26 protein-coding genes are annotated in these 24,952 nt (G+C 74.8%); 20 read left to right on the top strand and 6 right to left on the bottom strand.

The genetic code is table 11. The annotated features are described in order from the left end of the window. Positions 1 to 124: 124 nt before the first annotated feature. Positions 125 to 1,000, bottom strand: coding sequence for an oxidoreductase (locus BLU55_RS09790; protein WP_091728999.1), 876 nt, complete (start codon positions 998 to 1,000; stop codon positions 125 to 127). Next, entirely contained in the window at positions 997 to 2,196 is a 1,200-nt protein-coding gene (locus BLU55_RS09785) for a GAF domain-containing sensor histidine kinase (RefSeq protein ID WP_172833896.1), read from the bottom strand. The genes BLU55_RS09790 and BLU55_RS09785 overlap by 4 nt, the downstream gene beginning before the upstream one ends. Positions 2,197 to 2,599: 403 nt before the next feature. Between BLU55_RS09785 and BLU55_RS09780 the strand changes: the two genes are divergently transcribed. Then, on the top strand, positions 2,600 to 3,949 hold the full coding sequence (locus BLU55_RS09780; RefSeq protein WP_091728993.1) for a lytic transglycosylase domain-containing protein: 1,350 nt from the start codon (positions 2,600 to 2,602) through the stop codon (positions 3,947 to 3,949). Between the two features lie 34 nt (positions 3,950 to 3,983). On the opposite strand, the gene BLU55_RS09775 is transcribed toward BLU55_RS09780, so the two are convergent. Then, on the bottom strand, positions 3,984 to 5,003 hold the full coding sequence (locus tag BLU55_RS09775) for a hypothetical protein (protein ID WP_091728990.1): 1,020 nt from the start codon (positions 5,001 to 5,003) through the stop codon (positions 3,984 to 3,986). A gap of 35 nt (positions 5,004 to 5,038) precedes the next feature. On the opposite strand from BLU55_RS09775, the gene BLU55_RS19910 reads away from it, so the two are divergent. From BLU55_RS19910 to BLU55_RS09745, 6 genes are all read left to right on the top strand, one after another. Continuing rightward, complete coding sequence (locus BLU55_RS19910; protein WP_231916815.1) at positions 5,039 to 5,497, top strand: NUDIX domain-containing protein; 459 nt, start codon at positions 5,039 to 5,041, stop codon at positions 5,495 to 5,497. Then, a complete protein-coding gene (locus tag BLU55_RS19905; protein ID WP_231916814.1) occupies positions 5,494 to 5,808 on the top strand; it encodes a hypothetical protein in 315 nt (104 codons plus the stop codon). The genes BLU55_RS19910 and BLU55_RS19905 overlap by 4 nt, the downstream gene beginning before the upstream one ends. A 20-nt stretch (positions 5,809 to 5,828) precedes the next feature. After that, positions 5,829 to 6,734 carry an N-acetyl-1-D-myo-inositol-2-amino-2-deoxy-alpha-D-glucopyranoside deacetylase gene (gene mshB, locus BLU55_RS09760; RefSeq protein WP_091728988.1) on the top strand — a complete coding sequence of 302 codons (906 nt, stop codon included), beginning with the start codon at positions 5,829 to 5,831 and terminating at the stop codon, positions 6,732 to 6,734. After that, positions 6,731 to 8,524: a VanW family protein gene (locus tag BLU55_RS09755; RefSeq protein WP_091728985.1), complete on the top strand. Its 1,794-nt coding sequence runs from the start codon at positions 6,731 to 6,733 to the stop codon at positions 8,522 to 8,524. Before mshB ends, BLU55_RS09755 begins: the two co-directional genes overlap by 4 nt. A 24-nt stretch (positions 8,525 to 8,548) precedes the next feature. Further along, positions 8,549 to 9,364, top strand: a complete 816-nt coding sequence (locus tag BLU55_RS09750; RefSeq protein ID WP_231916813.1) for an esterase/lipase family protein — start codon at positions 8,549 to 8,551, stop codon at positions 9,362 to 9,364. A 121-nt stretch (positions 9,365 to 9,485) separates the two neighbouring features. Further along, on the top strand, positions 9,486 to 11,102 hold the full coding sequence (locus tag BLU55_RS09745) for a prealbumin-like fold domain-containing protein (protein ID WP_091728983.1): 1,617 nt from the start codon (positions 9,486 to 9,488) through the stop codon (positions 11,100 to 11,102). On the opposite strand, the gene BLU55_RS09740 is transcribed toward BLU55_RS09745, so the two are convergent. Further along, complete coding sequence (locus tag BLU55_RS09740) at positions 11,099 to 12,121, bottom strand: GNAT family N-acetyltransferase (RefSeq protein ID WP_157682814.1); 1,023 nt, start codon at positions 12,119 to 12,121, stop codon at positions 11,099 to 11,101. The two genes, BLU55_RS09745 and BLU55_RS09740, sit on opposite strands and share 4 nt — an antisense overlap. 61 nt (positions 12,122 to 12,182) lie before the next feature. Here BLU55_RS09740 and fdxA point away from each other — a divergent pair, with 61 nt between their 5' ends. Genes fdxA through BLU55_RS09715 form a run of 5 tightly spaced genes read left to right on the top strand, consistent with a single transcriptional unit; the run spans position 12,183 to position 15,260 of the window. Continuing rightward, a complete protein-coding gene (fdxA, locus tag BLU55_RS09735; protein WP_091728978.1) occupies positions 12,183 to 12,506 on the top strand; it encodes a ferredoxin in 324 nt (107 codons plus the stop codon). Beyond that, positions 12,503 to 13,603 carry a succinyldiaminopimelate transaminase gene (dapC, locus tag BLU55_RS09730; protein WP_091728975.1) on the top strand — a complete coding sequence of 367 codons (1,101 nt, stop codon included), beginning with the start codon at positions 12,503 to 12,505 and terminating at the stop codon, positions 13,601 to 13,603. Before fdxA ends, dapC begins: the two co-directional genes overlap by 4 nt. 10 nt (positions 13,604 to 13,613) lie before the next feature. Further along, positions 13,614 to 14,363, top strand: a complete 750-nt coding sequence (locus tag BLU55_RS09725) for a GNAT family N-acetyltransferase (protein WP_091728972.1) — start codon at positions 13,614 to 13,616, stop codon at positions 14,361 to 14,363. Between the two features lie 49 nt (positions 14,364 to 14,412). Beyond that, complete coding sequence (locus BLU55_RS09720; protein ID WP_197680949.1) at positions 14,413 to 14,754, top strand: PadR family transcriptional regulator; 342 nt, start codon at positions 14,413 to 14,415, stop codon at positions 14,752 to 14,754. Then, the gene (locus BLU55_RS09715) at positions 14,751 to 15,260 is read left to right on the top strand and encodes an HAAS signaling domain-containing protein (RefSeq protein ID WP_091728965.1); all 510 of its coding nucleotides are present in this window, start codon (positions 14,751 to 14,753) and stop codon (positions 15,258 to 15,260) included. Before BLU55_RS09720 ends, BLU55_RS09715 begins: the two co-directional genes overlap by 4 nt. A gap of 45 nt (positions 15,261 to 15,305) precedes the next feature. Here BLU55_RS09715 and BLU55_RS09710 read toward each other — a convergent pair whose 3' ends face one another. Both BLU55_RS09710 and dapD read right to left on the bottom strand, forming a co-directional pair. Then, a complete protein-coding gene (locus BLU55_RS09710) occupies positions 15,306 to 16,148 on the bottom strand; it encodes a hypothetical protein (RefSeq protein WP_091728962.1) in 843 nt (280 codons plus the stop codon). Positions 16,149 to 16,163: 15 nt separating this feature from the next. Continuing rightward, the gene (dapD, locus tag BLU55_RS09705) at positions 16,164 to 17,162 is read right to left on the bottom strand and encodes a 2,3,4,5-tetrahydropyridine-2,6-dicarboxylate N-succinyltransferase (protein WP_091728960.1); all 999 of its coding nucleotides are present in this window, start codon (positions 17,160 to 17,162) and stop codon (positions 16,164 to 16,166) included. 104 nt (positions 17,163 to 17,266) lie between these two features. Here dapD and BLU55_RS09700 point away from each other — a divergent pair, with 104 nt between their 5' ends. Genes BLU55_RS09700 through BLU55_RS09665 form a run of 8 tightly spaced genes read left to right on the top strand, consistent with a single transcriptional unit; the run spans position 17,267 to position 24,895 of the window. Next, entirely contained in the window at positions 17,267 to 17,737 is a 471-nt protein-coding gene (locus BLU55_RS09700) for a (2Fe-2S)-binding protein (protein WP_091728956.1), read from the top strand. Position 17,738: 1 nt separating this feature from the next. Then, the gene (locus BLU55_RS09695) at positions 17,739 to 20,243 is read left to right on the top strand and encodes a xanthine dehydrogenase family protein molybdopterin-binding subunit (RefSeq protein WP_091728953.1); all 2,505 of its coding nucleotides are present in this window, start codon (positions 17,739 to 17,741) and stop codon (positions 20,241 to 20,243) included. Beyond that, positions 20,240 to 21,094: an FAD binding domain-containing protein gene (locus BLU55_RS09690; RefSeq protein WP_091728950.1), complete on the top strand. Its 855-nt coding sequence runs from the start codon at positions 20,240 to 20,242 to the stop codon at positions 21,092 to 21,094. Before BLU55_RS09695 ends, BLU55_RS09690 begins: the two co-directional genes overlap by 4 nt. Then, positions 21,094 to 21,831, top strand: a complete 738-nt coding sequence (locus tag BLU55_RS09685; RefSeq protein ID WP_091728948.1) for an SRPBCC family protein — start codon at positions 21,094 to 21,096, stop codon at positions 21,829 to 21,831. Before BLU55_RS09690 ends, BLU55_RS09685 begins: the two co-directional genes overlap by 1 nt. A gap of 58 nt (positions 21,832 to 21,889) precedes the next feature. Beyond that, positions 21,890 to 22,246, top strand: a complete 357-nt coding sequence (locus BLU55_RS09680; RefSeq protein ID WP_091728945.1) for a lycopene cyclase domain-containing protein — start codon at positions 21,890 to 21,892, stop codon at positions 22,244 to 22,246. Further along, a complete protein-coding gene (locus tag BLU55_RS09675) occupies positions 22,246 to 22,596 on the top strand; it encodes a lycopene cyclase domain-containing protein (RefSeq protein WP_091728944.1) in 351 nt (116 codons plus the stop codon). Before BLU55_RS09680 ends, BLU55_RS09675 begins: the two co-directional genes overlap by 1 nt. Next, positions 22,593 to 23,357: a class I SAM-dependent methyltransferase gene (locus BLU55_RS09670; RefSeq protein WP_091728941.1), complete on the top strand. Its 765-nt coding sequence runs from the start codon at positions 22,593 to 22,595 to the stop codon at positions 23,355 to 23,357. The genes BLU55_RS09675 and BLU55_RS09670 overlap by 4 nt, the downstream gene beginning before the upstream one ends. Beyond that, entirely contained in the window at positions 23,354 to 24,895 is a 1,542-nt protein-coding gene (locus BLU55_RS09665; RefSeq protein ID WP_091728938.1) for an FAD-dependent oxidoreductase, read from the top strand. The genes BLU55_RS09670 and BLU55_RS09665 overlap by 4 nt, the downstream gene beginning before the upstream one ends. The last annotated feature ends 57 nt before the right edge of the window (positions 24,896 to 24,952 follow it).

The following is a 24,952-nucleotide window of genomic DNA, read 5'->3' as shown; positions in this document are numbered from 1 at the left end:
CCCGGCGTACGGCCGGCGGGTGGTGGGGGACGAAGCGGACGTGCTCGACGGGCAGAACTGCCCGCGCTTGCCCGCTTCGCCCGTTTCCGCGGGCAGTTTCCCCGGTCGACCGGGGAAACCGCCCTCAGCCCCCCAGCTCCGCCAGGTCCTGCTCGGAGAGCACGACGTCGCGGACGGCGAGGTTCTGCTCGAGGTGGGCGACCCGGGAGGTGCCGGGGATGAGCAGGACGTTCTCGCGCAGGGCGAGCAGCCAGGCGAGGCCGACCTGGGCCGGGGTGGCGCCGTGGCGCTCGGCGACGGCGCGGACGCGCGGGTGGTCGGACACCTTGGGCATGCCCGGGAAGGCCGAGCCGAGCGGGAAGAACGGCACGTAGGCGATGCCCAGGCCGGCGCAGAGGTCGAGCACGTCGAGGTCGTGCTGGTCGACGAGGCTGAAGGGGTTCTGCACGCAGGCGATGTCGGTCGCCTCGACGGCGGTCCGCACCTGCTCGAGCGTGACGTTGGAGATGCCGACGCCGGCGATCTTGCCCTCGTCGCGCAGGGCCACCATCTCGGCGAGTTGGTCCTCGAAGGCGACGTCCTGGCCCTCGGGCACGTCGTGGCCCTCGTCCATGCGGCGCAGGTTGACCGCGCCGAGCTGGTCGACGCCGAGCGTGCGCAGGTTGTCCTCGACGCCGCTGCGCAGCTCCTCGGGGCGCTGGGCCGGCAGCCACGCGCCGGCCTCGTCACGGCGCGCGCCGACCTTGGACACCAGGACCAGCCCGTCGGGGTAGGGGTGCAGCGCCTCGCGGATCAGCTCGTTGGCCACGTCGGGGCCGTAGAACTGCGAGGTGTCGACGTGGTCGACGCCCAGCTCGACGGCGCGGCGCAGCACGGCGATGGCCTCGTCGTGGTCGCGCGGGGGGCCCATGACCCCCGGGCCGGGGAGCTGCATGGCGCCGTAGCCGACGCGGTGGACGGGCAGGGAGCCCAGGGCGAACTCGAGGGAGGACGACGTCATGCCCTCGACGCTAGCCCGACCCCGTCCGGCAGCTCGAACCACACCTCGGTGCCGCCGTCGGGAGCCGCCTCGACGCCGACCTCCCCGTCGTGCGCGTGGACCAGCCGGGCGACGGTGGCCAGCCCGATGCCGTGGCCCTCGACCTCGTGGTCGCCACGGCTGAACAGCGCGAAGACCTGCTCCCGGCGGGCCGGGTCGATGCCGCGCCCGTTGTCGCGCACGGTGATCCGCCAGCCGCCGGGTCGCCGGCTGGCGGTGACCCGGACCCAGGCCGGGGCGTCGGGACGGGCGAACTTGACGGCGTTGGTCAGCAGGTTCTGCAGCACGGAGTACATGTCGTCGCCGTCGGCGGTGACCACCGGGAGGTTGCGGGCCTCGACCACGGCCCCGACCGGGTCGAGCAGCGGCGCGGAGTCCGAGACCAGCTGCTCCACCACCCGGCCGAGGTCCACGGGCACGCGCTGGCCGACCCGGTCGTCGAGGGTGAGGTGGGTGTCGATCATGCGTCCCATCCGCTCCGACGCGGACTGCATCCGGGTCAGCAGCGCCGCCACGGCGCGGTCGGGGTGGGACGCCAGCTGGTCCTCGAGCAGCTCCACGCCGGCGACCAGGGCCGACAGGGGGACGCGCAGGTCGTGGCACAGCTCGGCGGCCAGCTGGGTCACCACGGTCCGGGTGGCGGGGTCGGGGGCGTCGCGCCCCTGGTCGGCGTCGCGCCGCAGGCGCAGCTCGATGAGCTGGGTCACGCTGCGCGCCATCGCCTCCAGCGAGCGCTGCTGCAGTGCGTCCAGCTCGCGGGGCCGGGCGTCGATGACGCACAGCCGGCCCACCATCCGGCCGTCGGGCGCGTAGAGGGGGGCCGAGGCGTACGAGCGGGCGTGCGCCCGGCGACCGTCCACCCAGCCGATGTGGGCGAAGCGGGGATCGGCGAGGGCGTCCGGGACCACGACCACCCCGTCCTCGCCCATGCTCCAGGCGCAGAAGGTGTCGTCCGCGGGGCAGACGAACGGCGCGATGCCGTGGGTGACGGGCACGTGGTAGTCGTCCCCCCGGCGGATCGTGATGCCGGCGGCGTCGGCGTCGCACAGCCCGGCCACCAGCTGCAGGAGCTCGGCCAGGTCGACGTCGTCGGTGCGCGACAGGACGGCCAGGACCGCGTCGACGTCGGGCGCGGGGGCACCGCTCCGTGGTCCCACGTGCACCCCCTCGAGCCGTTCGGCGGGGGCGGACGGGTCCCGTCGACCGGCCGCACCACCCTAGGCGTCGAGAGGCGCCGGGTGAAGGGTCCGATACGTGGGGGAGCAGCCCCGTTCGGGGGCTCTTCGACGAGCCGCCCCACGTCGTGAGACGGGCGGCGACCACTCCTGTCCCATCTGCCTCTCCCAGCACTGCAGCACCACCCGCCACATGACCCAGGGTCCGGTGTGACAACCTCGAACAGATGTTTGTCCGTCGTTCGCGTGGCTGCGGTTCCGTTGCAGGGGGGATCGCCGCACAATTGCGGCCTACGGGGTGGAAAACGCCCCGCAAATCCGGACAAAGGGGGAGACTCGGGGCATGAGGCGGAGAACCACGGCTGCAGGTCTACTGGGGTGCGCGATGCTGGCCGCCCCGGTCGGGTCGATGGGACCGGCCCCGGTGGCCGACCAGGTCCCCGCCCCCGCCCCGCAGGCGGTCGCCGCGAGCGCCGCCGAGGCGCCGCAGCCCGAGCTCCCCGCCCCCGCCGACCCCGTCGTGGTCCGGAGCGCCAGCGCCACTCGTGACTGGGCCGCCTCGGGTGCCGCGCCCACGGGCGTCGCTCCCCAGACCCTCCCGACCGTCGTGCTCGACGCGTACGAGAAGGCCGTCGCCCTGGCGCCCGAGCGCTGCCACCTGACGGTGCCCGTGCTCGCCGCCATCGGCCAGGTCGAGAGCGGCAACCTCGTCGGTCGCGAGCTCGACGCCGAGCACCGCGTCACCCCGGCGATCGTCGGACCGCGCCTCGACGGCCGCGCCTTCAAGGCCGTCAGGGACACCGACAAGGGCGCGCTGGACGGCGACGCGAAGTTCGACCGGGCTGTCGGACCGCTGCAGTTCCTGCCCTCGACGTGGCGCACGGTCGCCGTCGACCTCGACGGCGACGGCACCCGCGACCCCCAGGACATCTACGACGCCGCGGGTGGCGCCATGGTCTACCTGTGCAGCACCGGCGGTGACCTGCGCGACGCCGCCGACCTCCGCTCGGCCGTGCTGTCCTACAACCACTCCCAGGCCTACCTCACGCAGGTCCTGCGCTGGAAGGCGACCTTCGAGAAGGCCGACCTGACCCGGATCGCCTCGCTGCCGACGTTCTCGTCGTGGGCCATCGCGACCGACCCCACCGAGACCATGGCGACCGCCGCCGCCCCGGTCCGGCCCCTCGATCCCGAGCCGAAGCCCGTGCGTCGTCCGGCCGCGCAGCAGCCCGCCGGCACGCCGACCCCGGGCAAGCCGAGCGGGACGGCCACGCCCGGGAAGCCGACGCCCGGGAAGCCCACCCCCGGCACGCCGACGACCGGTCCCGCCGGCCCCGGCACGCCGACCCAGCCCGGCACGCCGACCCAGCCCGGCACGCCGACCCAGCCCGGCACGCCGACCCCGGCCCCTGGCCAGCCCTCCGAGCCGGCCGACCCGGGCCAGCCGACGCCCGGCCCGACCCCCGCACCCGACCCGACGCCCGCGCCCGACCCGACCCCCGAGCCCACGCCGACCCCGGAGCCGACCCCCACCCCGGTCCCGACGGCGCTGCCGGCCTTCGAGGAGCTGGTGACCTGCGTCGTGCCCACCGACCCCGCGCTCCCGCAGCCGGCGCCGGTGGACGAGGCCGGCTACGCGCTGCTCGTCCCGGGCGTCGACGGTCAGGTGACCCTCGGGGACGGCACGGCCGTCGACGTCGCGCAGCTGTGCCTCGCGGAGCCCACCGCCCCGTAGCCGGACCGCTCCGGACGGGCTGCGACCCGGCGCGTCAGCCGTCGAGCGAGGAGCGGCGCACCGCGAACACGAAGCGCCGTCCGGGGTGCTCGGTGACCGACCAGAGCAGGTCGAGCTCGGGCCAGTAGGAGATGTCCTCGGGCCCGACCGGCAGCGCTCCGTCGAGCGAGCGCCACTCGCCGGGCCGCCCCACGTGGAGGGTGCCGCGGCGCCACTTCCCGTTGCTCGAGGTGACGTAGTAGGTGTCGCCCACCAGCGCCGCGCCCTGCATGTGGCCCAGACCGTCGTCGTGGACGCGCAGCGGCGAGGTGGTGCCCGCGTCGTCGGTGCTGAGCAGGTGGGTGTCCGGGTCGAGCGGGAAGTGGGCGATGCGGCGCGTCATCGTGCCGGTGGCGTACTCCCCGGCCAGCAGCTCCGGCGGGTCCGAGGCGCGGTCCAGGGAGCAGAAGGAGTAGCGCATCTGCTCGGTGCCCTCGTCGGTGCCGGCGCGGTAGGCGAAGCGCACCGGCAGGACGTAGCGGTAGCCGAGGCTGGTGGTGAGGTCGTCGACCCGCACCAGGTCCTCGAGCCGGCAGCTCACGAGCCCGCGGCGGGTGCCGGCCACGTGCAGGTAGGGGCCCCACCAGACCAGCCCGCCCGCGTGCACGGTGACGGGGCGGAAGCGGGCGCGGCCGTGCGCGTCGACGACCGGCTGCACGAGCAGCACGTGGCGGTAGGTGAGGGTGGCGAGGTCGACCACCGTGATCCGGCTGCCGTGCTGGCTCGAGCCGACCTTCTGGGCGTACCAGCTGACGACGACCAGGCGCTGGCCCTCGTCGCTGGCGCCCGCGTCGGCCGAGGTGGTGATGCCCTGCGGCCACCAGCGGCGGTTGGTCACGTCGCGGTCCTCCCAGCGGAAGCCCCACTCGACCGCCGACCCGGGCACCCGGACGTGGCGCGCCTGCCGGTCGAGGTGGGCCAGCACCCCGTCGAGGCCGGTGCGCCGCCCGAGCTGCGCGGTCGCCGTCGCGATCTCGTCGCGGTTCTCCTGGGTCCGGCGCAGGTGGATGCTCACGCGACCAATCTAGGGACCGGACCTACCATCGCGACGTGGGCGGGGTGAGCGCGGTGGACGGCGCGGGCACAGCGGTGGTCGTCGTGGGGGTGGCGATCCGCCGCGGCGACCGCGTGCTCGCGGCCCGGCGCACGTCGCCGCCCGAGCTCGCCGGACGCTGGGAGCTGCCGGGCGGCAAGCCGCTGCCGGGGGAGGACCTCGCGGCGGCGGCCGAGCGGGAGGTCGCCGAGGAGCTCGGCTGCCGGGTCCGCGTCGACGGCGTGCTGCCCGGCGAGGTCGAGGTGCGGCCGGGACTGGTGCTGCGGGTGGTCACCGCCCGGCTCGAGCCCCCCGTCGGGTCCGGCGTCGACGCTGGCGGTGGCGCGGGCACCGAGCCGCTGCCGCTCGAGCACGACGCCCTGCGGTGGCTCGCGCCCGACCAGCTGGGCGAGGTCGACTGGCTCGAGGCCGACCGGCCGTTCGTGGCCGCGCTGGGGCGGGGGACGCAGTCGTGAGGGGGATCTTCTTCGAGGAGTCCGACGCCCACGCCGCCGCGGCCCGGCTGCGGCGCGACGGGTTCGAGGCGCAGGTGCGTCGCCAGCCCTTCGCGGGCGAGGACGACGACGAGGACCAGCCCTGGGTGGTGGTGACCGACGCGCCCCCGGTGATGCTGGAGCTGCTCGTCGAGGAGCGCGACGGCTGGCTGGAGGACGACGCCCCGCCACCGGCGGCGCCCCTGGTGCTGCCGCGGGCGCCGCGACGCACCCACCGGCCGGGAGCGGGCGGCGACGGCCCCGGCGGGAGCAGCGGTGCGGGCCGTCGGTAGCCCGTTCTAGGCTCGGACCCATGAACAAGCGCCTGCTCCTCGTGCACGCCCATCCCGACGACGAGAGCATCGGCCAGGGCGCCACGATGGCGCGCTACGTCGCCGAGGGCGTCGGGGTCACCCTGGTCACCTGCACGGGTGGTGAGATGGGCGAGATCCTGGTGCCCGAGCTGGCGCACCTGGCCGCCGACCAGGAGGACGGCCTCGGCGAGCACCGTCGCGGCGAGCTGGCCAACGCGATGAAGGCCCTGGGCGTCACCGACCACCGCTACCTCGGCGGCTTCGGGCGCTACCGCGACTCGGGCATGCAGTGGCACCCCGACGGCCACGCCGTCGCCGCCGACGACGTGCACGCCAACGCCTTCTGGAACGCCGACCTCACCGAGGCCGCGACCCTGCTCGTCGAGGTGGTGCGCGAGGTCCGGCCCCAGGTGCTGGTCACCTACGACGAGTTCGGCGGCTACGGCCACCCCGACCACATCCAGGCCCACCGCGTCGCGACGTACGCCGTGGCGCTCGCGGCGGTGCCGTCCTACCGCCCCGACCTGGGGGAGGCCCACGACGTGGCCAAGGTCTACTGGGGCGCGATGTCGGCCGACAAGGTCCGCGAGGGCCTGCGGGCGCTGCGCGACGCGGGCGACACCACGACCTTCGAGGGCATGGAGCCCGACGGAGACCTGCCGGCCTTCATGGTGCCCGACGCGGTCCTGACGGCCGCGATCGAGGCGACCGACTTCGCAGCCGCGAAGACCGAGGCCCTCAGGGCGCACCGCACCCAGATCGCCGTCGACGGCCCGTTCTTCGCGCTGTCCAACAACCAGGGCGCCAACATCTGGGGCACGGAGTACTTCCGGATCGCCAAGGGGCACCCGGGGCCGGTGGGCGAGTCCGGCCTCGAGGACGACCTGTTCGCCGGGCTCGGGTGACCCCGGAGCCGCCGTCGGGCCCGGTGGGCGCCGAGGACGCGGACGCGCCCGAGGCCGCCGACGCCCCGAGGACCCCGGGGCGACGCCGCGGTCGGGTGGCCGCCTGGTCCGCCGGGGGCCTGCTCGTCGTGGCCGCCGTCGCCTGGGTCGCGCTGTGCGCCTGGGCCGACGACCGGATGCCGCGGCACGCGGCCGTCGCCGGCGTGGGTCTCGGTGGGCTCGACCGTGACGAGGCGCGCGACCGCCTCTCGGACGGGCTCGCGGAGCGCCTGGACGCTCCCGTGCGGCTGCGACCGGGCCGGGGCGACGTGGTCGAGGTGCCGGCCGACGAGGCCGGGGTCGCGCTCGACGTCGACGCCTCGCTGGAGGCTGCCGGAGCAGGCGACGGGTTCGGGCCCTCGCGGGTGTGGGCGCTGCTCACCGGCGGCGGGTCCGCGGACCCGGTCGTGACCGTCGACGACGCGGGCGTGGAGCGGACCGCCGCGCTGCTGACCTCGCGGCTGGACACACCGGCTCGCGAGGCGGCCATCCGCTTCGCCGACGGCGAGGCCGTCGCGGTGCCCGGTCGGGAGGGCCGCGAGGTCGACCCCGAGGCGCTGGCCCCGCTGCTGGAGCGGGCCCACCTCGAGCAGGAGCCGGTGCGGGTCCCCGTCACCGGTGCCCGCCCGGAGGTCGACGCCGCCGAGCTCGAGCAGGCGATGGTCGAGCTCGGCCGCCCGGCGATGTCGGGACCGGTGGTCCTCGTCCTCGACGGCCGGGAGCTCAGCGCCCCGCCGGAGCTGTTCGGCCGCGGGCTGGCCACGGAGGTGCGCGACGGGACGCTCGCGCTCACCGTCGACGGGCGGCGCATGATCCGGGCCCTGGAGCCCCTGCTGGCCCGGGTGGGCTCGGCTCCGGTCGACGCCCGGATCGAGGTCCGTGACGGCCGGCCCCGCGTGGTGCCCGCCCGGGCGGGCCTCGAGCTCGATCCCCAGGAGCTCACCGACGGCTTCGCCGCCGCCGCGACCCGCGAGGGCGAGCAGCGGCGGCTGCGGGTGGAGGGCCGCCGGGCGGCCCCCGACCTGACGACCGCCGAGGCGCGGGCGCTCGGCGTCCGGACCCGGATCAGCACCTCCACGACCTACTTCCCCTACGCGGAGTACCGCAACGTCAACATCGGCCGGGCCGCCGAGATCGTCGACGGCACCCTGCTCGAGCCGGGCGAGCGCTTCAGCCTCAACGAGATCGTGGGGGAGCGCACCGCCGAGAACGGCTTCACCGAGGGCTACATCGTCTCCGACGGGATCTTCCGCAAGGACCTCGGCGGCGGTGTCTCGCAGATGGCCACGACCACGTTCGACGCGATGTTCTTCGCCGGTCTCGAGGACGTCGAGCACAAGCCCCACTCGGTCTACATCGACCGCTACCCCGAGGGGCGCGAGGCGACCGTGGCGTGGCCCACGGTCGACCTGCGCTTCGACAACGACAGCCCCCACGGCGTGCTGATCACGGCCTCGCTGACCCCCTCCACCCCGAGCAGCCAGGGGTCGGTCACGGTCTCGATGTGGTCGACCAAGCGCTTCGACGTCGAGGCCCGCACGAGCGAGCGCTACGCCTTCACCGCGCCCTCCACGCGCTACCTCACCGACGAGGACTGCGAGGAGGCGACCGGCTCGAGCGGCTTCAGCGTCGACGTGTTCCGCGACTTCAGGGCCCCGGGGTCTGAGAAGGTGCTGCGCACCGAGAAGTTCCACACCGACTACATCCCCTCGGACGCCGTCGTCTGCGGGCCCGAGCCGGCGGGGGGCTGACCCACCACCCACCAGGGGGCTCCCGTGGTCCGTCGTACGTCGTTCTCCGCCCGTGCCGCTGCGGGCGGCGCGCTGGTCGCCCTCGTCGCGTCGGCCGCGCTCGTGCTCGCACCGTCCCCGGCCTCGGCCGCCCCGAGCTCGGGGGTCGACGACTGGAGCTGCCGCCCCAGCGCGGCGCACCCGAGCCCGGTCGTGGTGGTGCACGGCACCTTCGGCGACAGCCGGACGCTGCTGCGCCGGCTGGAGCGCTCGGTGGCGGCGGCGGGGTGGTGCGTGTTCGCCCTCGACTACGGGCAGCGCGCCACCGGGCCGGTGGAGCGCTCGGCGCAGGAGCTGGCGGCGTTCGTCGACCGCGTGCTGGCCACCACCGGGGCGCGGCGGGTGTCCCTGGTCGGTCACTCGCAGGGCGGGATGATGCCGCGCTACTACGTGCGGTTCCTTGGTGGTGCCGCCCGGGTGGACGACCTCGTGGGGCTGGCGCCGTCGAACCACGGCACCGCCAACCCGCTGCTGCTGACCCCGGGCCTGAGCGTGCTGTGCCCCGCCTGCCTGCAGCAGGCCCGCGGGTCGGCCTTCCTGTCCGTCCTCAACGCCGGCGACGAGACCTCGGGGGCGGTCAGCCACACCACGGTCGTGACCCGGCTCGACGAGGTCGTGCTGCCCGCGAGCTCGGGCTTCCTCGACGGCGCCACCAACCTGGTGCTGCAGCGGCTGTGCCCGCTGCACCTGCCGGGCCACCTGCTGCTGCCGAGCGACGGCGCCGCGATCCGGGTGGTGCTGCACGCGCTGGGTCGCCCGGGGCCGGCCGACCCGGCGTACCGCCCGTCGTGCGCGCCCTGAGGCCGTGGGCGTCTCCCTGGACTAGACCAAAGGCCGTTAAACGGACAAGTCGCACCTTTGGCCGTATTTTGTGTCCTGACAGTCGTGCGTGCGGCTGCGAAAGGACGCAGGGGAGGGGCCGATGCGCCGTCGCGCCGTCCGCGGCCTGCTCGCTGCGACCCTCCTGGCCGCCGTGCCCGTGACCGTCGGGTCGGGACCGGCGAGCGCCACCGCGCCCCCGCCCGCCCCCCGGGGAGCCCCCTCGGCCGCCCGCACCGTGGCCCCCGGTGACGTCGCCGACGCTGGACCCCTCACCGGCGCACCCGGCGGACCTGGTGGCCTCGTGGCCCGCACCGTGCTGCCGGGCCTCGGCGGGGGTGGCGTGATGCTCGGCAGCGACGCCGCGACCGCGGCGGTCGTGCCCTCCGTGGCGCCACCCGGCACGCAGGCACCCACCGGCTGGTCGGCCGGCAGCCCGCCCGGCCTGCTCTTCGGGTCGAGCCGGGGCCACACGACCCTGCGCCTGGGGGCGGGGGCCGATGGCGAGCCGTCGACCACCTCCTGGCACCCCGACCGGGCGGCGCCCGGCTGGTCGCTCGTCCTCGGCAGCGTCGGCGAGGGCACGCTGCGGCTCACCGCCCTGGACGAGGACCTCGACGAGCTGCCCGTGCGTGCCCTGGGCTTCGCCGGCACCTTCGCCCCGGACCTCGCGCCGGGCGCGCTCCTGCCCGTGTGGGACCCGAGCACGGGCACGCTGGCCCCGGCCCCGGCCGGCGCGACCGCCGCGGACGCCTCGGGTGCGAGCGCGTGGCTGCGGCCGCGCGCCGACGTCCGCGCGGTCGTGGCGACCTTCGACCCGGCCTCCGCCGACGACACGTACGACGCCTGGGTGGCCGCGCCCCTGCGCCCGGTCACGGGCCGCCTCACCACGCTCGCCGGCGACTGCGACCCGACGACAGCCGTGCTCGCCCTGGCTGACGGCCCGGGGCCGTCGGCCGACGTGCTCGCCACGACCGTGCCCGGGCCGCGCGGTGCCTTCGCCTTCGCCCGCGTCTCGCCCCGGCCGGGCCTGTCGGTGCGGCTCGCGCGGGCCCCTCGGGGCTGCCGCGGCGCGACCTCCTCGGTCCCGCTGACCTTCACCTCGACCGGGGCCGTCGCCACCCTCGGGGTGCGGCAGGTGCGCGGCTCCCTCGGCATCGACGTGACCGAGCGGCGGAGCGGCAAGGCCCTCCGGGGCGTCACCCTCACCCTCAGCGGTCCCGCGTCGTACGCCGCCCGACGGACCTCGGACGAGCAGGGACGGATCCGGTTCGCCGGGCTGGTGCCGGGGCGCTACTCCCTCCGGCTGCTGCCCCTGGCCGGCTACGCCGTGGTCGGCGAGGACACCTTCCCGGTCGTCGTGCCCGGCTCCGGCGAGGGGGTGTCCATGCGCCTGCTCCTGGCGGTCCGGGGCACCCCGGGCGGCGCCGGCGGCCCGGCGGTCCCGCTCGTGCCGGGCGCCGTGGCCACGACCACCACCGGCGCGGCGGCCGCGCCGTCCGTCGCCGGTGCCGTCACCACGACCACGACCGCCACCTCCACGACCGGCACGTCCACCTCGGCGACGACCGGCCGGGTCGCGACCACGACCGGGTCGGGCTCGGGGCTGCCGGACACCGGCGGCCCCGCGGGGTCGCTGCCCTGGCTGGGCGGTGGCCTGCTGCTGCTCGGTGCGGCGCTGCTGCGCGGGTCGCGGTCGCCCGCGACGCCGACCCGCTAGTCGCTCGCCCGCCGCCGGGGGGCCTCGAGGTAGTCGTAGCGGTGGTGCTCGCTCCAGCCGAGCCGCTCGTAGAGCCGCTGCGCCCCGGTGTTGGCCGCCACGACCTGCAGGTAGGTCGTGGTCGCCCCGCGCTCGGCCCCGCGCTCCAGCAGGGCGCCGACCACCGCCCGTGACAGGCCGCGCCCGCGGTGGTCCTCGCGGGTCCACAGCCCCGAGACGCCGCACCAGTCGCCGTGGACCGTGCCGCGACCCCGGGCGACCACCGCGCCCGTCCCGTCGCGCACCGTCGCGAAGGTGACCTCGCCGGCCTCGAGCACCGCCCGGGCGGCCTCCCCGAAGCTCCGGGAGCGCTCGTCGGTGGCCAGCCAGGCGGCGTCGACCACGTCGGTCTCCACGACCTCGACCCGGGGGGCGTCGAGGCGGCGCACGACGCGGGCCAGCGAGGCCAGCATCAGCAGTGTCGTCTCGTACGCCGACCAGCCGGCCGCCTCGAGGGCGCCCGCGGCCGGGCTGCCGGGCAGCACGTGGGCGCGCGCCGGCAGCGAGCGGGCGGCGTACCACTGCTCGACGCGGGTGACCGCCTCGTCGAGCGGCACCCCGGGGTCGCCCAGGGCCAGCACCGAGCAGCCCCGGGAGGAGAAGCCGGCCGAGGCCCGCAGCAGCCACCCGCCGAGGCGTTCCTGCTCCAGCGGCGACCACCCGGGGGCCGCGAGCCGGTCGGCCTCCTCGGCGGGCAGGCGGTGGTGCACCGAGGGGCGCGGGGGCACGGGCTTGCCGGCCACGACGTCGGCGAGCGCGATCTCGACCAGCTCGCCGTCCTCGCGGCGCACGGCCAGCGAGGTGTCCGTCCACGACTCGCAGGTGCCCAGGACATCGGTCTGGGCCGGCCCACCGCTGGGTCCGGTCTCGCCGGCCACGACGCGGCGCACGACGACGCGCTGGCCCACCACGTGGGGTCCGAGGTGGGGCGCGCCGGAGGGCGGGCGTCCGTCGTGCGTGGGTCGATCGGCGGGCGGCACCAGGGGATACTAGGCTGAGCGTCGTCCGCTCCCGGACCACATCTTCTGTAGGAGGAGCCAGGTGACCTACGTCATCGCCCAGCCCTGTGTCGACCTCAAGGACCGTGCGTGCGTCGACGAGTGTCCTGTCGACTGCATCTACGAGGGCAAGCGGATGCTCTACATCCACCCCGACGAGTGCGTCGACTGCGGTGCGTGCGAGCCGGTCTGCCCGGTCGAGGCCATCTACTACGAGGACGACACGCCGGAGGAGTGGAAGGAGTACTACGACGCCAACGTCCACTTCTTCGACGACCTCGGCTCGCCCGGTGGCGCGGCCAAGATGGGTGAGATCGACAAGGACCACCCGACCATCGCCGCGCTTCCTCCCCAGAACCAGGAGTGACCCGCACCCCGGTCTCCCGCCGGCTCCCGGACTTCCCGTGGGACCGGCTCGTGCCGTACGCCGAGCAGGCGCGCGCGCACCGCGACGGGGTCGTGGACCTCTCGATCGGCACGCCGGTCGACCCCACGCCCGAGGTGGTGCAGCGCGCCCTGGCGGCGGCCACGGACTCCCCGGGGTACCCCCAGACGATCGGCCTCCCGCAGACGCGGCAGGCGGTCGTCGACTGGCTCGCCCGACGCCACGGCGTGACGGGCCTGGGCCTGGACGGCGTGCTGCCGGTGATCGGCTCCAAGGAGCTGATCGCCTCCCTGCCGCAGCAGCTCGGGCTCGGCCCGGGCGACCTCGTGGTGTTCCCGGAGGTGGCCTACCCGACGTACGAGGTGGGGGCCCGGCTCGTGGGCGCCGACGTCATGGCGACCGACTCGCTGACCGCCGTCGGCCCGCGCACGCCCGCGCTGCTGTGGCTCAACTCGCCCTCGAACCCCACCGGCCGCGTGCTGCCGCCCGACCACCTGCGCAAGGTCGTCGACTGGTGCCGTGAGCGCGGCGTGCTGCTGGTCAGCGACGAGTGCTACGTCGAGTGCACCTGGGAGGGCGAGGCGCTCTCGGTGCTGCACCCCGACGTCTGCGGTGGCTCCCACGAGGGCCTGCTCGCCGTGCACTCGCTGTCCAAGCGCTCCAACCTCGCGGGCTACCGCTGCGCCTTCGTCGCGGGCGACCCCGCGGTGGTGGCCGAGCTGCTGGCCGTGCGCAAGAACCTCGGCCTCATCATGCCGGGCCCCCAGCAGCGCGCGATGGCCGCGGCGCTCGACGACGACGCCCACGCCGACGAGCAGCACGCCCGCTACGCCGCCCGCCGGGCCCGGCTGCGCGCCGCCCTCGAGGGGGCGGGCTTCGGCGTCACCCACTCCGAGGCCTCGCTCTACCTGTGGGCCACCCGTGGCGAGCCCTGCTGGGACACCGTCGCGTGGCTGGCCGAGCGGGGCGTCCTGGTGGCCCCCGGCGAGTTCTACGGCCGCGCCGGCGCCCAGCACGTCCGGGTGGCCTTCACGGCCATCGACGAGCGCGTCGCCGCCGCCGTCGAGCGGCTCGCCTGAGGCCGCCGTCGTGGACGTCGCCGTCGTCGCCGAGCGCACCGCGCTGGGCCGGCTGCTGTGCCAGGCGGACCTGCCCGGCACCGAGGTCCGCGGGGGCGAGGGCTGGGTCGCGGTCCGCACCGGCCTCGGCTCCAACGACCTCAACGGGGTGGTCAGCCAGGGTGCCGAGGGCGTGAGCGCCGCCGACGTCGCCGACCTCGTCGCCTGGTTCGACGGCGTCCCGGCGTCCTGGCTCACCTCGCGCGCCGACCCGCTGCTCACCGAGCTGCTGGTGGCCGCCGGTGCCCGCCCCGAGCGCACCGGCCACTGGGTCGGGCGCGACCTCGTCGTCGCCGAGCCCTCGCTGCCCGGGGTCGTGCTGCCCCTGGGCGACCCGTCCGACCACCTCGACGTCGCCCAGGCCTGCGGCTGGTTCGGTCCCGACGAGCGCGCGGCCCGCCGCGAGCAGCTGCTGCCCCACCCGCTCCTCGTGCACCGCGTGGTGCGGCGCGACGGCGCTCCGGTCGCGATGGCGACCGGCTTCGTCGGCACCGCCCTCGAGGTGGTGGCGGTCGCCGTGCGGCCCGAGCACCGCCGCCAGGGCCTCGCCCGGGCGCTGGTGGAGGACCTGGTCGCGGTGGGCCACGACCGCGGGCTCGGCCAGGTGGTCGCCGCCCCCACCCCGGACGGCGCCCGGCTGTTCGCCGCCCTCGGGTTCACCAGCGCTCCCGTGACCCCGGACGTCTGCTTCTACCTGCCGACACGGGGCGCGCCGGACTGACGAAGCCGAGTACTTGACGATGTCAGGTACTCGGCATCATGATCATGCGGTGGACCTCGACCCGCAGATGCTCAAGGGCGTGCTCGGCATGCTGCTGCTGCGGCTGCTCGACGCCGAGGAGGGCTACGGGTACGCCGTGGTGGTCCGCCTGCGCGAGGCCGGGGTCGTGGGCCTCGCCGAGGGCACGGTCTACCCGGCGCTGACCCGCCTCGAGGCCGCCGGGCACCTCAGCTCTCGGCTGGTCCGCTCGTCGTCGGGCCCGGCCCGCAAGTACTACCGCACCACCCCGGCCGGCCGGGAGGCCCTCGCGACCCGCGAGGCGTCCTGGCAGCTGCTCCGCGACGCCGTCGAGCGCGTCGGCACCCGTCCCGACCAGGAGGTCCCCGCATGAACACCCTCGACCGGGCCCGGCTGGGCCTCTACGTGCTGCGCCACGACTTCTGGCTCGACCTCCACGACGTGCCGCGACGACGTCGCCGCGAGCTGCGCGAGGAGCTGCGCGCCAACGTCGCCGACGCGTCGCACGACGTGGGGACCGAGGCCGCGCTCGCCGGGCTCGGCTCACCGCGGACGCTGGCCCGGGAGAACGCCGCGGGCACCGTCGGCACCCGCGGGGCGCGGGCGCGGTGGACGGCCGGCCTGCAGTGGGGCGTGGCGGCCTTCGTGGTGATGATGCTGCTCTGGACGCTGTCGGTGCTCGCGTTCGTCGATGGCGTCACCGCCGCCGGCGCGACCGGTCGGGTGACCGGCTCGGTGTTCCCATGGGGCGGCTCGGTCACCGCCGAGGTCGGCTCCGGGCTCCAGGTCTGGGGCACGGTCCCGCCGTCGATCTGGGTGCTCACGCTCGTCGCTGCCGTCCTCGGCGCCCGGCCCTGGTTGCTCGCCCGGCGAGGGTGAGACCTGCGCGGGGAGACCGCCGGGAAGTGGTCCGGGGGAGGGGCCTCAGCCGAGGCGGACGACCACCGTGGTGGGGTCGGAGGAGCGGGCCTCGGTCCAGCCGTCCTCGGAGTCGGAGCCGGGGCGCCAGCGCTTGCCGGCGTAGGTCACCTCGGAGACCGCGAGCCGGCCCGCGTGGGCGGTCGTGAACTGCGCGACGGCCCAGCCGAGGCGGCGGCCGGCCTCGTCGTCGCCGACGCGGACGTCGAGGGCGCGACGCGAGCCGATGGGGGCGGCGTCGAGCGGGCCGAAGCCGCGCTGCAGGGCGCGGGCCGTGCGGGTGACCGAGCCGGGCTCCTCGGGCTCGCGCACCACGCAGCTGAACAGGCCGCCGGGGCTGTAGCCGGTGAGCACCGAGGCGAGGGCGCGTGCGTCGGCGGCGTGGTCCTCGTAGGCCTCGGGGAAGCCGGAGCGCTGCACGAGCTGGGCGGCCTCGGTGATGCGCATCGTCTGGTAGCCGTCGATCTTCTCCAGCGCGTCGTAGAACCGGTCGATCGCGTAGTACTCGTCGAGGATCTGCTCCCGCGTGCCCCACCCCTGCGACGGCCGCTGCTGGAACAGGCCGAGGGAGTCGCGGTCGCCGTAGTCGATGTTGACGATCTTGCTCTCCTGGTACGCCGTGGCCAGGGCGATCGAGACGGCCCGGGCCGGGAGCCCCCGGCGCACGCCGAGAGCGGCGATCAGCGTCGCGTTGCGGGCCTGCTCGGGGGAGAGGTCGACGGTGCGCCCCGCCAGGGTCGCCGAGCAGCCCTCGGGGTCCGGGAGCGGACCCGAGCCGCGCCACGTGGCCACGCCGACGCCCGCCACGACGGCGAGCACGACGAGGACGGCGAGCGTGGGCCAGCGCACGGGAGCAGGGGTGGGTCAGTTGCTGTGCAGCGCGGCGTTGAGCGTGATCCCGTGGCCCTGGCGTGGGACGGCCTCGACGGCGCCGGACACGGAGTTGCGGCGGAACAGCACGCCGTCGGTGCCGGAGAGCTCCAGCGCCTTCACGACGGTGGTCTCCTCGCCGGGGCGCACGACGCTCACCTTGGTGCCGGCGGTGACGTAGCAGCCGGCCTCGACCACGCAGTCGTCGCCGAGCGAGATGCCGATGCCGGAGTTGGCGCCGAGCAGGCAGCGCTCGCCGAGCGAGATCACCTGGGTGCCGCCGCCCGAGAGGGTTCCCATGATCGAGGCGCCGCCGCCCACGTCGGAGCCGTCGCCGACCACGACGCCGGCCGAGATCCGGCCCTCGACCATCGAGGAGCCGAGGGTGCCGGCGTTGTAGTTGACGAAGCCCTCGTGCATGACGGTGGTGCCGCTGGCCAGGTGGGCGCCGAGGCGGACCCGGTCGGCGTCGGCGACGCGGACGCCCGAGGGCACGACGTAGTCGGTCATCCGGGGGAACTTGTCGACGCCGAAGACCTGGACGGCGCCGAGCGCGCGCAGCGCGAGGCGGACCTCCTCGAAGTCGGCGACGGCGCAGGGGCCGGCCGAGGTCCACACCACGTTGGCGAGCAGCCCGAACACGCCGTCCATCGACTGGCCGTGGGGCCGCACGAGCCGGTGGCTGAGCAGGTGCAGCCGGAGGTAGACGTCGGCGGCGTCGGCCGGGGCGGCGGCGAGCTCGACCGAGGTGGTGACGACCTCGGTGCGGACCCGTCGCTCGGGGTGCTCCGCGGCCAGGGCGGCGAGCCGGGCGGGCACCGTCGAGGCGGCATCGGCCGGGGCCTCGCCGAGCGCGGGGGAGGGGTACCAGGTGTCGAGCACCGTGCCGTCGGCGGCGACGGTCGCGAGGCCGTGGCCCCAGGCGTGGGTGGGGCCCTCACCGGTCGAGGAGGCGGTCGTGTCGGCCGTGTCGTCGGCAGGCGCAGCAGGCATGCGGCGAGGGTACCGGCCACCAACCTTTGTCCAACCACGCAGACCTAGCGTGGCGAGCGTCACACGACGACTGTGCTCACCTGTCCCGAGGAGTAGTTGCGAACATGACCAGGATCGAACTCACCGTCGACGGCTCGCCCGTCTCCGACGACGTCGAGCCCCGGATGCTGCTGGTGCAGTACCTCCGCGAGAAGCTCGGCAAGACCGGCACCGTGATCGGCTGCGACACCAGCAACTGCGGCGCCTGCACCGTCCACCTCGACGGGCGCAGCGTGAAGTCCTGCAACGTCCTCGCCGTGCAGGCCGACGGCCGTGAGGTGACCACCATCGAGGGCCTGGCCAAGGACGGCGAGCTGCACCCCGTGCAGGCCGCCTTCCACGAGTGCCACGCGCTCCAGTGCGGCTTCTGCACCCCCGGGATGATCATGCAGTCCGTCGACCTGCTCAACGACAACCCGAACCCCTCCGAGGAGGAGATCCGGGTCGGGATCGAGGGCAACCTGTGCCGCTGCACCGGCTACCACAACATCGTCCGGGCCGTGCAGACCGCCGCGGGCGCGAAGACGGAGGCCTGAGATGACCGCGACCCAGGACGCGCCCGCCGCGGCGCCGCAGCTCGAGATCGGCCGCGACCGCCGGCGCAAGGAGGACCAGCGCCTCATCACCGGTCGCACCAAGTGGACCGACAACATCCAGATCACCGGGATGCTGCACCTCGCCATGGTGCGCAGCCCCTTCGCCCACGCCAAGATCACCAACATCGAGGTCTCCGAGGCCAAGGCCTCGCGCAACGTCGTCGACGTCCTCACCGGGGCGGACCTCGCCGACACCCAGGGCGTGCTCATCAACGCCTGGCCGATCACCCCCGACCAGGTCACCCCGGTCCACCTGCCCGTCCCGGCCGACCGCGTCACGTTCGCCGGCGAGATCGTGGCGGTCGTGGTGGCCCGCTCGGCCGCCGAGGCCCGCGACGCCGCCGAGCTGGTCGACGTCGACTACGAGGAGCTGCCCGCGGCCCTCGACCTCAAGGAGGCCGCCGAGGACAAGGTGCTGGCGCACCCCGACCTGGGCACCAACAAGAGCGCGTTCTGGAAGTTCGACTCGGCCGAGGCCGGCACCGGCGGCAACGTCGAGGAGGCCATCGCCAAGGCCCGCGAGGACGGCATCGTCGTCGAGCGCGAGTTCCGCCAGCAGCGCCTCATCCCCGCCTTCATGGAGCCCCGCTCGACGGTGGTCGACCCGACCGGCGAGCAGCTGACGATGTGGTCGGCGACCCAGATCCCGCACATCCTGCGGTTCGCGCTGGCCGCGACCACCGGCATCCCCGAGTCGAAGATCCGCGTGATCGCCCCCGACGTCGGCGGCGGCTTCGGCGGCAAGCTGCAGACCACCCCCGAGGAGTGGATCACCGTCGCGGTGGCCCGCCGCACCGGCAAGCCGGTGAAGTACACCGAGACCCGCTCGGAGTCCCTCATGGCCGCCCACCACGGCCGCGACCAGTGGCAGAAGATCACCCTGGCCGCCGAGAAGGACGGCACCGTGACCGGCCTCAAGGTCGACCTGCTGGCCGACCTCGGCTCCTACGTCAGCCTCGTCGGCGGCGGTGTCCCGGTGCTGGGCGCGTTCATGTTCAACGCGATCTACAAGTTCCCGGCCTACCAGTTCAACTGCCAGACGGTGCTGACCAACAAGACCTGGACCGACGCCTACCGCGGCGCCGGCCGCCCCGAGGCCACCTTCGGCATCGAGCGGATCATGGACGAGCTCGCCCTCGAGCTCGGCGTCGACCCGCTCGTGGTGCGCGAGCAGAACTGGATCAAGGCCGAGGAGTTCCCCTTCACCACGGTCGCCGGCCTGGAGTACGACTCCGGCAACTACGAGGCCGCGACCGAGAAGGCCAAGGCCAGCTTCGGCTACGACGAGCTGCGGGCCGAGCAGCAGCGCCGCCGCGACAGCGGCGACAAGGTGCAGCTCGGCATCGGCGTCTCGACCTTCACCGAGATGTGCGGCCTCGCACCCAGCCGGGTGCTCGGCTCGCTCGACTACGGCGCCGGCGGCTGGGAGCACGCCAGCGTGCGGATGCTCGCGACCGGCAAGGTCGAGATCGTCACCGGTGCCAGCGCCCACGGCCAGGGCCACGAGACGGCGTTCAGCCAGATCGTCGCCGACCGGCTCGGGGTGCCCTTCGAGGACGTCGAGGTGCTGCACGGCGACACCCAGGTGGCGCCCAAGGGCCTCGACACCTACGGCTCGCGCTCGCTGGTCGTCGGCGGCGAGGCGCTGGTCAAGGCCGTCGACAAGGTCGTCGAGAAGGCCAAGCCGGTCGCGGCCCACCTGCTCGAGGCCAACATCGACGACATCGAGTTCAAGGCCGGCACCTTCGGCGTCCGCGGCACCGACCAGGGCATCTCCATCCAGGACATCGCCGGGGCGACCTTCGTGGCGCACAACCTGCCCGACGGGATGGAGCCCTCGCTGGACTCCGACGCGACCTACGACCCCATCAACTTCAACTACCCGCACGGCACCCACCTGTGCGCGATGGAGGTCGACACCGAGACCGGTCAGGTCAAGATGCGCAAGTACACCTGCGTCGACGACATCGGCAACATCATCAACCCGCTGATCGTCTCCGGCCAGGTCCACGGTGGCCTGGTGCAGGGCATCGCGCAGGCCCTGTGGGAGGAGGCGGTGTACGACGACGCCGGCACGCTGGTCAGCGCCAGCTTCGTCGACTACCTCGTGCCCACCGCGGCCGACACGATCAGCTACGACGTGGGCCACAACTCCACGCCGTCGCTGACCAACACGCTGGGGACCAAGGGCGTCGGCGAGGCCGGCACCATCGCCTCGACCCCCGCCGTGGTCAACGCCGTGCTCGACGCCATCCGCCAGTTCGGGGTCAAGGACATCCAGATGCCCTGCACCCCCGAGCGCGTGTGGAAGGCGATCCAGCAGGGCACCGCCGGTGCCACCGAGGACACCACGGGCGCGGCCGCCGCCCACTTCGACCCCGCCACCGACGGCGAGGGCCAGACCGACCGCACCGCCGGTGCCAGCAGTGAAGGAGCAGGCCAGTGATCCCGGCCCAGTTCGACTACCTCGCCCCGACCTCCGTCGAGGAGGCGCTCGCCGCGCTGACCCAGCACGGCGACGACGCCAAGATCCTGGCCGGCGGCCAGTCGCTGCTCCCGGTGCTCCGGATGCGGCTCAACGCGCCGGAGGTGATCATCGACCTCGGCAAGATCGACCGGCTCCGCGAGATCCGCGACGAGGGCGACACGATCGTCATCGGGGCGATGGCGCCGTACTACGAGATCCTGGGCAACGCCTCGGTCAAGCAGAGCCTCACCCTGCTGCACCAGGCCATCACCGAGGTCGCCGACGCCCAGATCCGCCACCGCGGCACCCTGGGCGGCGCGCTCGTGCACGCCGACCCGGCGGGCGACTGCGGGGCCCCGACCATCGCGCTCGAGGCCGACCTGGTCATCGCCGGGCCCGGCGGCGAGCGCACCGTCAGGGCCACGGAGTTCTTCGAGGACCTGTTCACCACGGCGGTGGGCGAGGACGAGCTGCTGACCGAGATCCGCTTCGCCAAGCACGACGGCTGGGGCACCCACTACGAGAAGTTCGTGCGGGTGGCCCACCAGTGGCCGATCGTCTCGATCGCCGCCGCCGTCAGGACCGACGGCGGCACCATCAGCGAGGCCCGCATCGGCCTGGTCAACATGGGCAACACCCCGCTGCGGGCGACCGCCGCGGAGCAGGCCCTGGTCGGCCAGCCGGCGACCGAGGAGGGCGTGCGCGCGGCGTGCGACCTCGTCGCGGAGGGCACCAACCCGCCCTCGGACCTCAACGGCGACTCGGCGTACCGCAAGCACCTCGCGACGGTGCTGACCCGTCGCGCCGTGCTCAAGGCGGCGGCCGGCTGATGGAGCTCAAGCACGAGTTCACGGTCCCGGCGACCCTGGACGAGACCTGGGCCGCCTTCAACGACATCGCCTCGGTCGGGGAGTGCTTCCCCGGCGCGCAGGTGACCTCGGTGGAGGGCGACACCTTCCAGGGCACCGTCAAGGTCAAGCTCGGACCGATCGCCCTCGTCTACTCCGGCACCGGCACCTTCAAGGAGAAGGACGAGCAGGCCCACCGGATGGTGATCGAGGCCAAGGGCAAGGACAAGCGCGGCAACGGCACCGCCGGCGCCGACGTGGTCGCCCAGCTCACCGACGAGGGGAGCGGCAACACCAAGGTGACGGTGGAGACCGACCTGGCCATCACCGGCAAGCCGGCGCAGTTCGGCCGCGGCGTCATCCAGGACGTGAGCGACAAGCTGCTCGGCCAGTTCACCGCCTGCCTCGAGCAGAAGGTGGGCGCCCCCGAGGCGCCTGTCGACGAGCCCGAGGCGGCCGCCGGCGCGGCTGCCGCGTCCGAGCCGGCACCGGCGACACCCGCCGGGGCCTCGGGGGCGGCCGGCACCACGACGCCGCTGCGGTCGGCACCGACCGGCGCCTCGGCGGGTGCCTCGCGGCCCTCGTCGGCCGGCAACGACGACGCGCTCGACCTGGGCGCGACGGTGCTGCCGGTGCTGATCAAGGGCTACTGGAAGCAGGGCCTCGGCGCGCTGCTCGTGGTGGTCGTGCTGCTCCGACTGCTGGGCCGGCGCTCCTAGCGGAGCCCGGACACGGGGGCGGGTGGTCGCTGACCACCCGCCTCCTAGTCTGTGCGTGGTGGACCAGTACCAGTACCTCCTGCTGATGGCCGGGTGCCTTCTGCTCACGCTGCCCCTCGAGCTCGTCCTCGGGGCACGGGTGTGGCGGGCACCCCGCCGTCTGCTGCTCGCGCTGCTGCCGGTGGTCGTCGTCTACAGCGTCTGGGACGTCGTGGCGATCGCCCGCGGCACCTGGGACTACAGCGAGCGCTGGACGACCGGGATCCTGCTGCCGTTCGCGATGCCGCTGGAGGAGCTCGTCTTCTTCGTGGTCATCCCGATCTGCGGCCTGCTGACCTACGAGGCCGTCGGCAACGTCCTGGCCCACCTGCGCGCGCGCACCAGCGACCGCGCCACCCGGCAGCAGGACGCCTGATGCCGGAGTACACCGTGTTCGCCGTCGCGTCCGTGGTGGTCGTGGTCGCCCTCGAGCTGCTGTGGCTGCGCACCGGGATCTTCCGCCAGCTGCAGTACTGGCTGGCGATGGCGATCGTGCTCGGCTTCCAGGTCCCCGTCGACGGCTGGCTGACCAAGCTGCGCGACCCGATCGTGCTCTACGCCGAGTCGGAGATGACCGGAGTCCGGGTCCCGTGGGACATCCCCGTCGAGGACTTCGCCTTCGGCTTCTCGATGGTGACGCTGACGATGCTGCTCTGGCTGCGCGCCGGACCCACCCGCACCCCCCGCACGCCCGCCCCCGACGCGTCCGCCGAGAGGACCCGATGACCACCGCCACCACCCCGCACGCCGCGAGCGTGCCCGCCGCCTTCGACGAGGTCGCGCCGACGTACGACCTGATGGTGGCTCTCAACCCCGGCTACCACTCCCAGCTGCGCGCCTCGGCCGACGTGCTGGTCTCCCAGCTGCCCCGCCCCGCCGGCCGTCCCGTGCGGGTGGCCGACCTGGGCTGCGGCTCCGGCGCCTCGACCCGGGCCCTGGAGCGGGCGCTCGTCGCCGCCGGGCTGGACTACGAGATCATCGGCGTGGACGGCTCGGCCGGCATGCTGGAGCAGGCCCGCCGCAAGTCCTGGCAGGGCCAGGTGCACTTCGCGCAGGACGACGCCGAGCAGCTCGACCCCAGCACCTGGGACCGCGCCCACCTGGCCGGCGACGGCGTGCTGGACGGCGTGTTCGCGGCGTACCTCGTGCGCAACGTGGACCGGCGCGACGAGCTGCTGGCCGGCATCGTGCGGCTGCTGGTGCCCGGCGGGGCCGTGGTCATCCACGAGTACAGCGTCAAGGAGAGCCGCGTCGGTCGCCGGGTGTGGGACGCCGTGTCGTGGGGCGTCGTGGTGCCGCTGGGCCTGCTGACCGCCCCCCGCAGCCCGATCTACCGCTACCTGTGGCGCAGCGTCGTGGACATGGACGGCACCCGCGAGCTGCGCAGCCGGATGGTGGCCGCCGGCCTGGTCGACGTGCGCAGCCGCAGCTTCGGCGGCTGGCAGCGCGGCGTGCTCCACACCTTCCTGGGCCGTACGCCGCGATGAGCGGCTCCCGCGACGGCTGGAGGCCCGGGCGCGACCGGCAGGCGGTGTGGCACCCGCCGCAGCCCGGTCGGTCCGACGACGGGGGCGCCCACCACGTCGCGGTGGTCGGCGGCGGCATCGCGGGCCTGACCGCGGCGACGGCGCTGGCCGAGCGCGGCGTGCGGGTGACCCTGCTGGAGCGCGAGACGCGCCTGGGAGGCCGGGTGTCGTCGTGGCCGGTGGGGGTCGACGGCGAGACGACCACGATGAGCCGCGGGTTCCACGCCTTCTTCCGGCAGTACTACAACCTGCGCTCGCTGCTGCGCCGCACCGACCCGGCGCTGGAGCGGCTCCGGGCGGTCGAGGACTACCCGCTCAGCCTCAAGGGCGGCCCGACCGACTCCTTCACCGGCATCGCCCGCACGCCGCCGCTCAACATCATCTCGTTCGTGCTGCGCTCGCCGACCTTCCGGCTGCGCGACCTCGCCTCCGTCGACGTGGGCGCGGCGATGGGGCTGCTCGACGTCGACTTCCCGCGGACCTTCACCGACCACGACGGCGTCAGCGCGGCCGACTTCCTCGACCGGCTGCGCTTCCCCGACCAGGCGCGCCACCTGGCGCTGGAGGTCTTCGCGCGCAGCTTCTTCGCCGACGCCCGGGAGTTCTCGGCCGGCGAGCTGGTCGCGATGTTCCACTCCTACTTCCTGGGCTCGGCCGAGGGCCTGCTGTTCGACGTGCCGGTCGACGACTACGAGACCTCGCTGTGGGGCCCGCTCGCGCGGCGGCTCGCCGAGCAGGGGGTCGACGTGCGCACCGGGACCACCGCGGAGTCGGTCGAGTCCGGCGAGGACGACCGGCTGACGGTGCTGACCGACGAGGGCCCGACCGTGGTGGACGGCGTGGTGCTCGCCACCGACCGCGGTCCGCTGCAGCGGCTGGTGGCCTCCTCGCCGTCGCTGGGCGACCACCCGTGGCGGCGCTCGGTGGCCGCCGGCCGCTCCGCCCCGCCGTTCGCGGTGTGGCGGCTGTGGCTGGACCGCGAGGTCGCCCCCGGCGCCGCCCCGTTCCGCGCCACCAGCGGCTTCGGCCCGCTCGACAACGTCTCGGTCCTCGAGGGCCTCGAGCACGGTGCCGCCGCGTGGTCGGCCCGCCACCGGGGCTCGGTCGTGGAGCTGCACGCGTACGCCGTCGACGCGGCCTCCGACCAGGCCGCCCTGCGCCGCACGCTGTGGCGCGAGCTGCTGGTCCTCCACCCCGAGCTCGCGGGGGCGCAGGTCGTGCACGACGAGTGGCTGTGGCGCGACGACTGCCCGCTCGTCGGGACCGAGCCGTGGGCCGGTCGCCCCGGCGTGGTCACCCCCGACCCGCGGGTGGTGCTCGCCGGCGACGGCGTCCGCTGCGAGCTGCCCGTCGCCCTCATGGAGCGCGCCGCGACGACCGGCTTCCAGGCCGCCGACCAGCTGCTCGCCCGGTGGGACCTCGCCGGCCACGGCGTCTGGACGGTCCCGATGCGCCACCGGCACCGGGTGGTCCCGCTGCTCCGGCGGCTCGTGGGCTGAGGAGGTCGCCCCGCCGCCGCTTCGGTCCCTGAGGAGGTCGCTCTGGCGACCGTCTCG

Origin of the sequence: Nocardioides scoriae, assembly GCF_900104965.1 — a bacterium.
Taxonomy (GTDB): Bacteria; Actinomycetota; Actinomycetes; order Propionibacteriales; family Nocardioidaceae; genus Marmoricola; species Marmoricola scoriae.
This window is presented reverse-complemented; position numbering and strand designations above follow the sequence as displayed.

Coding starts and splice junctions, on each gene's coding strand:
- BLU55_RS09695 (WP_091728953.1), top strand. CDS start 17,739: ATGACCGCGACCCAGGACGCGCCCGCCGCGGCGCCGCAGCTCGAGATC.
- BLU55_RS09665 (WP_091728938.1), top strand. CDS start 23,354: ATGAGCGGCTCCCGCGACGGCTGGAGGCCCGGGCGCGACCGGCAGGCG.
- BLU55_RS09675 (WP_091728944.1), top strand. CDS start 22,246: ATGCCGGAGTACACCGTGTTCGCCGTCGCGTCCGTGGTGGTCGTGGTC.
- dapD (WP_091728960.1), bottom strand. CDS start 17,162: ATGCCTGCTGCGCCTGCCGACGACACGGCCGACACGACCGCCTCCTCG.
- BLU55_RS09670 (WP_091728941.1), top strand. CDS start 22,593: ATGACCACCGCCACCACCCCGCACGCCGCGAGCGTGCCCGCCGCCTTC.
- BLU55_RS09715 (WP_091728965.1), top strand. CDS start 14,751: ATGAACACCCTCGACCGGGCCCGGCTGGGCCTCTACGTGCTGCGCCAC.
- BLU55_RS09745 (WP_091728983.1), top strand. CDS start 9,486: ATGCGCCGTCGCGCCGTCCGCGGCCTGCTCGCTGCGACCCTCCTGGCC.
- BLU55_RS09685 (WP_091728948.1), top strand. CDS start 21,094: ATGGAGCTCAAGCACGAGTTCACGGTCCCGGCGACCCTGGACGAGACC.
- mshB (WP_091728988.1), top strand. CDS start 5,829: ATGAACAAGCGCCTGCTCCTCGTGCACGCCCATCCCGACGACGAGAGC.
- BLU55_RS09790 (WP_091728999.1), bottom strand. CDS start 1,000: ATGACGTCGTCCTCCCTCGAGTTCGCCCTGGGCTCCCTGCCCGTCCAC.
- BLU55_RS09780 (WP_091728993.1), top strand. CDS start 2,600: ATGCTGGCCGCCCCGGTCGGGTCGATGGGACCGGCCCCGGTGGCCGAC.
- BLU55_RS09700 (WP_091728956.1), top strand. CDS start 17,267: ATGACCAGGATCGAACTCACCGTCGACGGCTCGCCCGTCTCCGACGAC.